This is a genomic window from Clostridium yunnanense (genome assembly GCF_016595795.1).
Classification (GTDB): domain Bacteria; phylum Bacillota; class Clostridia; order Clostridiales; family Clostridiaceae; genus Clostridium_AR; species Clostridium_AR yunnanense.
In genome coordinates this window covers 1-8,559 of record NZ_JAENHN010000025.1, presented here as the reverse complement: position 1 = coordinate 8,559, position 8,559 = coordinate 1, and the positions used below count along the sequence as shown (strand labels likewise).

At 31.3% G+C, this 8,559-nt stretch carries 9 protein-coding genes and 4 tRNA genes; 11 read left to right on the top strand and 2 right to left on the bottom strand.

The features are described 5' to 3' along the window. Positions 1-671, top strand: a 671-nt coding sequence (locus tag JHL18_RS07415) for a DDE-type integrase/transposase/recombinase (RefSeq protein WP_207752983.1), incomplete at its 5' end; no start/stop codon positions are given. Positions 672-713: 42 nt separating this feature from the next. On the opposite strand, the gene JHL18_RS07410 is transcribed toward JHL18_RS07415, so the two are convergent. Then, positions 714-956, bottom strand: coding sequence for a hypothetical protein (locus tag JHL18_RS07410; protein ID WP_200267670.1), 243 nt, complete (start codon positions 954-956; stop codon positions 714-716). Between the two features lie 333 nt (positions 957-1,289). Here JHL18_RS07410 and JHL18_RS07405 point away from each other — a divergent pair, with 333 nt between their 5' ends. Together JHL18_RS07405 and JHL18_RS07400 are read left to right on the top strand one after the other, a co-directional pair. Continuing rightward, a complete protein-coding gene (locus JHL18_RS07405) occupies positions 1,290-1,679 on the top strand; it encodes a hypothetical protein (RefSeq protein WP_200267668.1) in 390 nt (129 codons plus the stop codon). A 60-nt stretch (positions 1,680-1,739) separates the two neighbouring features. Beyond that, a complete protein-coding gene (locus tag JHL18_RS07400; RefSeq protein WP_200267666.1) occupies positions 1,740-3,347 on the top strand; it encodes a peptide ABC transporter substrate-binding protein in 1,608 nt (535 codons plus the stop codon). A 147-nt stretch (positions 3,348-3,494) separates the two neighbouring features. Here JHL18_RS07400 and JHL18_RS07395 read toward each other — a convergent pair whose 3' ends face one another. Next, complete coding sequence (locus tag JHL18_RS07395) at positions 3,495-4,991, bottom strand: hypothetical protein (RefSeq protein ID WP_200267664.1); 1,497 nt, start codon at positions 4,989-4,991, stop codon at positions 3,495-3,497. A 93-nt stretch (positions 4,992-5,084) separates the two neighbouring features. Between JHL18_RS07395 and JHL18_RS07390 the strand changes: the two genes are divergently transcribed. The 8 genes from JHL18_RS07390 to JHL18_RS07355 all read left to right on the top strand — a co-directional run bounded on the left by JHL18_RS07390 (position 5,085) and on the right by JHL18_RS07355 (position 8,527). After that, positions 5,085-6,062, top strand: a complete 978-nt coding sequence (locus JHL18_RS07390) for an AIR synthase family protein (protein WP_200267662.1) — start codon at positions 5,085-5,087, stop codon at positions 6,060-6,062. Positions 6,063-6,084: 22 nt separating this feature from the next. Next, the gene (gene rph, locus JHL18_RS07385) at positions 6,085-6,831 is read left to right on the top strand and encodes a ribonuclease PH (protein ID WP_200267660.1); all 747 of its coding nucleotides are present in this window, start codon (positions 6,085-6,087) and stop codon (positions 6,829-6,831) included. 1 nt (position 6,832) lies between these two features. Beyond that, on the top strand, positions 6,833-7,444 hold the full coding sequence (locus JHL18_RS07380) for an XTP/dITP diphosphatase (protein WP_200267658.1): 612 nt from the start codon (positions 6,833-6,835) through the stop codon (positions 7,442-7,444). Positions 7,445-7,463: 19 nt separating this feature from the next. After that, positions 7,464-7,937 carry a metallophosphoesterase gene (locus JHL18_RS07375; protein ID WP_200267656.1) on the top strand — a complete coding sequence of 158 codons (474 nt, stop codon included), beginning with the start codon at positions 7,464-7,466 and terminating at the stop codon, positions 7,935-7,937. A 218-nt stretch (positions 7,938-8,155) separates the two neighbouring features. Next, a tRNA-Pro gene (locus JHL18_RS07370) sits at positions 8,156-8,231 on the top strand. A gap of 7 nt (positions 8,232-8,238) precedes the next feature. Continuing rightward, positions 8,239-8,312: transfer RNA gene (locus JHL18_RS07365), tRNA-Gly, on the top strand. A gap of 58 nt (positions 8,313-8,370) precedes the next feature. Continuing rightward, positions 8,371-8,447: transfer RNA gene (locus JHL18_RS07360), tRNA-Arg, on the top strand. 4 nt (positions 8,448-8,451) lie between these two features. Further along, positions 8,452-8,527 (top strand) — tRNA-Lys (locus JHL18_RS07355). Positions 8,528-8,559: the final 32 nt, after the last annotated feature.

Below are 8,559 nucleotides of genomic sequence, written 5' to 3'. Positions count from 1 at the left end.
ATAGACTAGCTACCGTAATCCGCAAGGAAACCGGGTGGTTGTTTTCGGACAATCTTGCACATAAGTGCTGTAAAATCAGTGGTATAAAGTCTAAAGTTAGAGGTTATAAATATAGGCGACCTGGAAACGAGAATATCATTTATCCGAATATAGTCAATGGGAAGTGGAATGCTTCAAAACCACTAGAATTGGTGATTTCAGATATGACTTGCCTTAACCATAAGGGGCACTCTTACGAGTTGACGTATATTATGGATACATACAATAATGAGATTATTTCACATCACCTGACATCTAAGCAAGGCGATAGACGCACCTATCTTTTATGTTTAGAGGATTTAAAGAAAAAAATTGAAGAACAAACAACTCCAGTCGTTTTGCACACGGATCAAGGAGCCGTCTATTCTTCAAGAGCATTCGCAAAAGCTCATAATAATTGTAACATAGTTCACTCAATGTCGCGAGCGGGAACTCCAACGGATAATCCTATTATTGAATCAATAAATGGTTGGATAAAAGATGAGATGGTTGTTGACTTTAATTTTTATGAAGAAGATGATATATTCAAATTCGTGGACAAATACATCTATTATTATAATAATGATAGACCTGCATATGCATTAAATTATCAAAGCCCCATTCAGTATAGAACTGAACGAGGCTTTGGTTAATATTGCTTTTATTGCTGTCTACTTTAGATTGACAACTTCAGGTTAGATTTCACCATCTGTTTTTTTGTTTTCATTTATAGTATTAGTATTATTATCCCCAATTATCTCTGTCAGACTTTTGTTTTTTGTCACTAATAGATAAATATTTTGAGTAAGTTTTTCTAATAGATAGTTTTGATATTTTATTTGGCTATAAGCATATTTAGCTATTATAAATCCCCAAATTGCCACAAAAATTATAGTAACCATACATAACACACCAATTATCTCTATTGCAAGTAACATTACCAAAACCTCCGTAAATATATTATGCTATTTTTCAATATATGGATGTACCACTTCGTAATAAAATGTACTACTATCAAATATGTAAATTAATAATCAGATACATAAATTATAATACTATAATAATCTGTTTAAGAAATTTTATCAAGTTTGTAAATTTTTATTTTGATAAATTTAATTTAAATGTAGTTTGTAATGGATATTCAGCATATTCTATAATATGAAAAGTAAGAATTTGGAGGCAACATTGGGGTAATCAGTTCAATATATTATAAGCTTCATAAAGAGTCATTAGATAAAGCAATACTAAAATTTAAAAGAGTACCAATAGATATGGTATTTAAGAATTTGACGAAGAACTGTTGGATATATGGTATACAATACGAAGTAATTATTAAAGATAGATTAACTCTTGAAATAAAGCTTATAGGAAAGAGAGAAAAAATTTTATTGAAGTTTAATAAAACCTTAGTAGTATTTAAAGAAGATTATAATAATTTCATAGATTTAGTAGATCATATGGAAGTGGATAAAGCTTATTTTATTACTACAGGAGTTTTTCAAGCAGAAATATATAAATTGAACAGTTGGAAGTTATCTTACCCTAAGATTTTTTTAGAAGATAGCAAGGCCTTTCTAAAAAGACAAATATGGAGTAAAAAGAAGTATAATGAACACTTGAAATATGATAAATTAGATTTCAATAGATATCTGCCAGTATGATTAATATTAATATTGTTTGGACATAATTCAGATATATAATTCTTAAAGGAGAGTATATTGATGAAAAGAAAGCTTTCCAAACTATTGATGTTAGTTATAGCAGTTATTACCTTGCAGGGATGTACTAGTATAATACCGAAAAGTAATAATATTACTGATAATAGTTCGATAACTTATGCAGTGGAAAAGTTTCCTGACTCTATAAATATCAATAATAAACTAAGTCTTAGGGACAAGGATTTAATTTATTCAATTTTTGATGGGTTAGTCAGTGAAAATGAAGATGGAGATATAGTTCCGGATCTTGCAGAGTCCTATTCAATAAGTAAAGATGGACTGGAATATGTTTTTAAACTAAGAAATGATATTTATTGGAGTAATGGTAGTAGAATAACAGCAGATGATTTTTTGAAGTTTTTTAAGAGTGTTACATCTAATAAGAATAAGGATGAATATGTAAGTAAGCTCTATAATGTATACGGAGTTAAAGAATATCATGAAGGTAAGGGGACTTTTGAAAAGAATGTTGCAATATCAAAAGAAGATGGAAATGTATTAAAGTTTAGGATGAACGTAAGAGATGATAGTTTCTTGAGAAAGCTGTGTGAGGGGTATTTTAAACTTAGAGAGCTGGATGATAGTTTAGATAATTATAAACAGAAATTTTCCACCATTAAATACTCAGGGGCATATTCAATAAAGAATGTAAATGAGGATAAGGAAATAGAACTGGATCTTAACGAAAAATATTGGAATAAGAAAAATACAAATGCAAAAAAGATAATATTAAAAGTATTTACAGGTGCTGAACTTGCATTAGCAGATTTTGAATCTAAAAAAGATGTAGATATAATATTAAACATACCAAATAGTGAGATATCTAGGTTATCATCTAAAAATCTGGTGGAGATATTTCCTAATGATACTATGAAGGTTATAGAATTTAATCCGGATGCTAAAAATAGTAAGACTAATCTGAGTATGAGAAGAGCGTTGGAAAAGTCTATTTTAAATACTATAACAGGCAATTCTTTAGTAAAAGAAGACAGATTTCAGCTAGCTCTAGGGGAATTAGAGAGAAAAGCATTGAAATCTAATGAAAGCATTGTAAGCTCAACTATTACAGATGATTCAAAGAACTTAGATTCAATTAAGGAACAGGTTAGTAATCTGATTGGCAAATCAAGCTATGAGGGTGGTATTTTAAGGTTAGTATGTTTAAAAAGTGATGAGAATAAAAGTATATGCGAATTTATATCAAAAAATCTTAAGGATATATATAATATAACAGTAAAATACAACCTACTAGATGAAGATCAATTAAAAAAGGTTGTTTCAACCGGAGATTATGAATTATTGCTAGAAGATATAACTTCTAGTTCTGACACATATGGTCAGTTAGTGAATAAGTGGATTGCAAATAGTAAGGGAAAAGCTATAGATAATAAAGATATTAATGATATGATATCCACAAATACCTTGAAAAAGGATGAAACTGTGGATAGTAAAAATAAAACTATTGTAAAATTATTAAGAGATAATAACTATATAGTACCACTGCTTTTTGACAACCTAATTTGCGTTAAGTCAGATAAGGTGAAGAGTATAACCTTTAGTAAAGATGGAATTTTAAATCTCAACCAATTGGAGGTTGATTATACTAATTAGCATATTAAATAACACTAATAACTATAAGTAAATAAGTTTTGCTTTTTTACTGTATCGCCATAAAAATTAAGATATCTAGGTTTAATCGGCATGAAAATTCTATACTTTATTTGAAACAAAAAAAGAGGAGCAAAGTTATGCTCCTCTTTAAATTTTGTTGTGAGTCTCATCAGTTATTTTTTCTGTAATATCTAATACTTCATTTTCGCTAATATCCATTTCTACTTTTTCTTTAGGCAATGTCTCTTCAGTTAAGAAAAAAGATTTCATAATTGTATCCTTAAACAAAAATATTATATTAAAAAAGTTAGTTAAATTCTTTGCACTGTCAAAAGTTATCTTAGATGTTACGAAGTTTTCCTTCTTTTTTGAATATGAAATTTTCTTTAAGAATATTGGCGCAGTTCCAGTGGTATCTGGTGATGGAGTGGTACTAACTCTAAACATTGACTCATCAATAAGGTCAGCAGAATTTAGGGTTAGGTTCTTATATCTTTCGTCACTATCTAAAGATGGTGCGTCCGGCCAAGAAATCACAAGGCCTGAGGTGATATAAAACTGTCTAAATAGTGTGGAAATCATAGCCTTAAAATCTCTTGAAGAATCATATTCCTCGTAAATAAGCATGTTTAGCATATAATTATTCACTTCTGTACAATCGTATTTTATATCCTTTTTTTCCATTGGTTTTAAGAAAATTCCCGAAGTATCATCAAATAATCTTTTGTGTCTCTCGCTAATCTGCAAGAAGTTATCCTTAAAGGATTCAATTCCAGTATTCTTGTAAGATAAATGAAGATTTATTGCCATTAAGCAAGAATAATCTAAATTATCAAGGATGTAATTCTTCTCATTGTATTTATCAACTAGATAATCTGTGATATCAATTAAGAATAATTTTACATCATCATTATTGGAATACTTGTAAAGTGTATTAAATGCAAAACAAATCTTGCAGCATTCCTGGAAGGATAAGTCGTAGATTTCTTCCTTATAGTTTAAAAACATATTTAATATGTCAAGAGAAAAGTCTTTATACATTTCTCTATCCTCATCAAATGTACATATGTTCCAATAAAGATAATATGCAACCATCATTAAAGCTTGATCAGAAAATTTAAATTTCTTATCTTTATCCATAAGGTTAAATTCACTATTTCCTTCTGATAAATTCTTTTTATCTACAAAAACTCCATCTGTGTTTCTTAATTGTTTAGAATAAAAATCTAATTGCTGTTTAGCTAGGGCTCTATAAATCTTTGCCATTGAATAGTTGATGCTAGAAGATTTCTCAAACTTTGCATAAAACTCTGAAAGTTCTAATATACTCAAAGTCATTAATGCATTTGATGAACTACTGATTTCTTTCTTCACACCATCATCAGACCAACCGTGAAAATGCTTAGTTGATGCAAACTTTGGAGACCCTTTTTTATAAATACATAAAAGTGGAGAAAAATCTTTTATTATGTTAATATCATTGTTAGAAAGATACTTTTTGGAAGTTTTGCTCGAGGCTATTAGACCGCAGCGAGATTGTAATACGATGTGTTTCAGGGCTTCCCGTGAAAGAAAGAATAGCTGGCTTTCTATCTCCAGTGAAGTCAGACTATTTATTCTAAAAAAAGGACCTATATACTTCAATGTATCCACCTCATAAAATTAATACTTATATTAATAATATGTTTGTTGCAGCGAAAAATTGCATACGTATATATATAAACAAGGAGAACATTTATGAAATCAGGAAAATTAAACTGGGATGATCTTAAAGGATTAATAAATAACAATAAATCAGTTAAGAGAGATGAAGTAAGAGTACGAAATGGAGTAGGAGAAGATTGCTCTGTTATAAACTTTGGAGAGTACGAATGTGTAATATCTACTGATCCTATAACTGGTGCAGCCGAAAACATAGGAAGGCTTGCGGTTCATGTAAATTGTAATGATGTAGCTTCCTGTGGAGTTGATCCTATGGCTATATTGGTCACTATACTAGCGCCAGAAAATACTACCTTTGAAGAAATAAACGATGTAATGAAGCAAATTGATGAGGAAACTTCGAAGATAAATGTTGAGATAATTGGAGGACATACAGAAATAACTTCTGCAGTAAATAGAATTGTTGTTTCTTGTACTGTTCTTGGCAAATGTATCAGTGGAAAGGCAGTATCAACGGCAGGAGCTAAAGTGGGTGATGATATAGTCGTAACTAAAAATCTTGCGTTAGAAGGTACTAATATAATAGTAAATGATAAAATCGATAAACTAAAAGATGTATTAACAAACGAAGAAATAGACGAAGCAAAAGAATATATTAATAAGATTAGTGTTATAATTGAAGGGAAAGTAAGTGGAGAATTCGGTGTAAATAGTATGCATGATATCACTGAAGGCGGAGTGCTTGGAGCACTTTGGGAATTGGCTGATGCTTCTAATGTAGGGTTTAAAGTGTATGAAGATAGGATGCCTATTACTGCTGTCACTAAGAAAGTATGCAAGGTATTCAATATAGATCCGCTTAAGTTAATATCTTCTGGTAGCATGATTATAACTACTAAAAATGGTAGAGAGCTTGTAAAACTACTAATGAAAAATGGAATTAAATCTACTATAATTGGTAATATAACAAATGATAAGGGAATATTAGTTAAAGAATTAGAAGGGGAAGTAATAGTTCCTCAACCTGAAAGAGATGAACTTTTTTCCATATGATATTTATGAAGGAGGCAATTTTATGAGAATAGACGGAAGAAAAAATGAGGGGTTAAGACCTATAAAGCTAACAAGAAATTATACAAAGTATGCAGAGGGTTCAGTACTTATAGAAATGGGAGAAACAAAGGTATTGTGTAATGCATCAATAGAAGAGAAGGTGCCACCATTTTTAAAGGGTAGTGGAGAAGGATGGATAACAGCAGAATATAATATGTTGCCTAGATCAACTCAATCTAGAAAACCTAGAGATATAGCTAAGTTAAAAATAGATGGTAGAACTATGGAGATACAAAGACTTATCGGAAGAGCTCTAAGATCTGTAGTAGATTTGAAAGCACTTGGTGAGAAGACTATATGGATTGATTGTGATGTTATTCAAGCTGATGGAGGTACAAGAACAGCATCAATTTCTGGCGCATTTGTAGCTTTAGTAGATGCAGTTAATAGGCTTCATAAAAATCAGCCATTTAAGGTTTTTCCAATAAGAAGTTTTGTTGGAGCTGTAAGTGTTGGAATATTAAATGATGAGAAAATTGCAGATTTATGTTATGAAGAAGACTCTAAGGCTAAAGTTGATATGAATATAGTTATGACTGATACTGGAGAGTTTATTGAAGTGCAAGGGACTGGAGAAGAAAGTCCTTTTTCGAGAAAGGATTTAGATGAACTGCTATCCTTAGGAGAAAAAGGTGTTAAGCATATAATTCAAGCGCAAAAAGATGTCTTAAAGACAGATAGTTTATGGATAGGTACAGGGGGAAAATAAAGTGAAATCAATTATTGTAGCTAGTAATAACGATCATAAAATAAAAGAAATAAAACAAATATTAAGGGATATAAAAGTAGAAGTAAAATCTCTTAAAGAATGTAATATAGATATAGATGTGGTAGAGGATGGTAAGACATTTTTAGAAAACTCTTATAAAAAAGCTAGTGAAATTTATAAATACGCAAAAGAAAAAGGATTAGAAGAGTTCCTTATAATGGCTGACGATTCAGGCTTAGAGGTTGACTACCTAAATGGGGAACCAGGAGTTTACTCTGCAAGATATGCAGGAGAACATGGAAATAATAAAAAAAATAATGAAAAACTGTTAGAGAAGTTGAAGGGTGTACCAGCTGAAGAGAGAAAGGCATCCTTTGTTTGTGCTATAGTTTTAATAAATAGTGATGAGAAAACTGTAAAGGTAGAAGAAAGAGCATATGGGGTTATAAAAGAGGAGCTAACAGGTGTAGAAGGGTTTGGATATGATCCTCTATTTTTCGTGCCGGAATTTAATAAAACCTTCGCAGAAATGACAGCAGATGAGAAGAATTCCATAAGCCACAGAGGCAAAGCATTAGAGGTAGTAAAAAAAGAACTTAAGAATCTAATTTAAATTTGGAGGCATAATAGAAATGCTCGTAGCTGTAGTTAGTGATACTCATGGTATTACAGAGTATATAGATAAAGTAAAGAAAATGATAAATAAAAGTGATATATTGATTCATTTAGGTGATAATATAACTGATTTAGAATATATTATTAAGGACTACAACGGAAAAGTTTATGGTGTTAAAGGTAATTGTGACTTCTCAAATAATTATCCTTTAGATATGATTGTTGAGATTTTAGATAAAAAAATTTTTATTACTCATGGACATAAATACAATGTGAAATATGATTTAAATTCTATATATTTTAAAGCCAAAGAAGTAGCTGCAGATGCTGCTTTATTTGGCCATACTCATCAATCACTTGTAACACAACATAGCAATATATGGCTTGTAAACCCAGGCAGTGCCTCACTTCCTAGAATGAGCAAAAGAAGTATAGCCTTTATAGAAGTTGAGGAAGGGAAGCCTCTATATCCTTATTTAGTAGAACTGTAATACATATGAGTAATTAGTTATATTCTGAATATTTTAATTCGTTTTAATCTTAAAACTTTTAGTTACATAAATTGGTATATCGGCGCAAAGTATTGCAAACACTAGGTTTGTAAGGAAAAGTCATTAAAAAACTTTTTTTCAAAAGGGTATTGACTGTAATAATAACATCGTGTAGAATAATCTTTGTCGCCGAAAGGTTACCAAGTTGTGAAAACAAACGGGGTGTAGCGCAGATGGGAGCGCGCGTGGTTTGGGACCATGAGGTCGCAGGTTCGATCCCTGTCACCCCGACCAGTTAATTGCGGGTATCGTATATCGGTAATACTCCAGCCTTCCAAGCTGAAAAGGTGGGTTCGACTCCCACTACCCGCTCCAAAAAAACATCTTGACAAAAGATGTTGGATTTAGTAAAATAATCAATGTTGTTTAACATGCGTCTTTAGCTCAGCTGGATAGAGCAACGCCCTTCTAAGGCGTGGGCCAGGGGTTCGAATCCCTTAAGACGCACCATTATGCGCCATTAGCTCAGTTGGTAGAGCACCTGACTCTTAATCAGGGTGTCTTGGGTTCGAGTCCCTGATGGCGCACCAAATATGGTGGACGTAGTTCAGTTGGTAGAGCA

What these genes read in the sequence shown, in the direction of transcription:
- JHL18_RS07410 (WP_200267670.1), bottom strand. Translation starts at nt 956, where the DNA reads ATGTTACTTGCAATAGAGATAATTGGTGTGTTATGTATGGTTACTATA.
- JHL18_RS07405 (WP_200267668.1), top strand. Translation starts at nt 1,290, where the DNA reads ATGGTATTTAAGAATTTGACGAAGAACTGTTGGATATATGGTATACAA.
- JHL18_RS07400 (WP_200267666.1), top strand. Translation starts at nt 1,740, where the DNA reads ATGAAAAGAAAGCTTTCCAAACTATTGATGTTAGTTATAGCAGTTATT.
- JHL18_RS07390 (WP_200267662.1), top strand. Translation starts at nt 5,085, where the DNA reads ATGAAATCAGGAAAATTAAACTGGGATGATCTTAAAGGATTAATAAAT.
- rph (WP_200267660.1), top strand. Translation starts at nt 6,085, where the DNA reads ATGAGAATAGACGGAAGAAAAAATGAGGGGTTAAGACCTATAAAGCTA.
- JHL18_RS07375 (WP_200267656.1), top strand. Translation starts at nt 7,464, where the DNA reads ATGCTCGTAGCTGTAGTTAGTGATACTCATGGTATTACAGAGTATATA.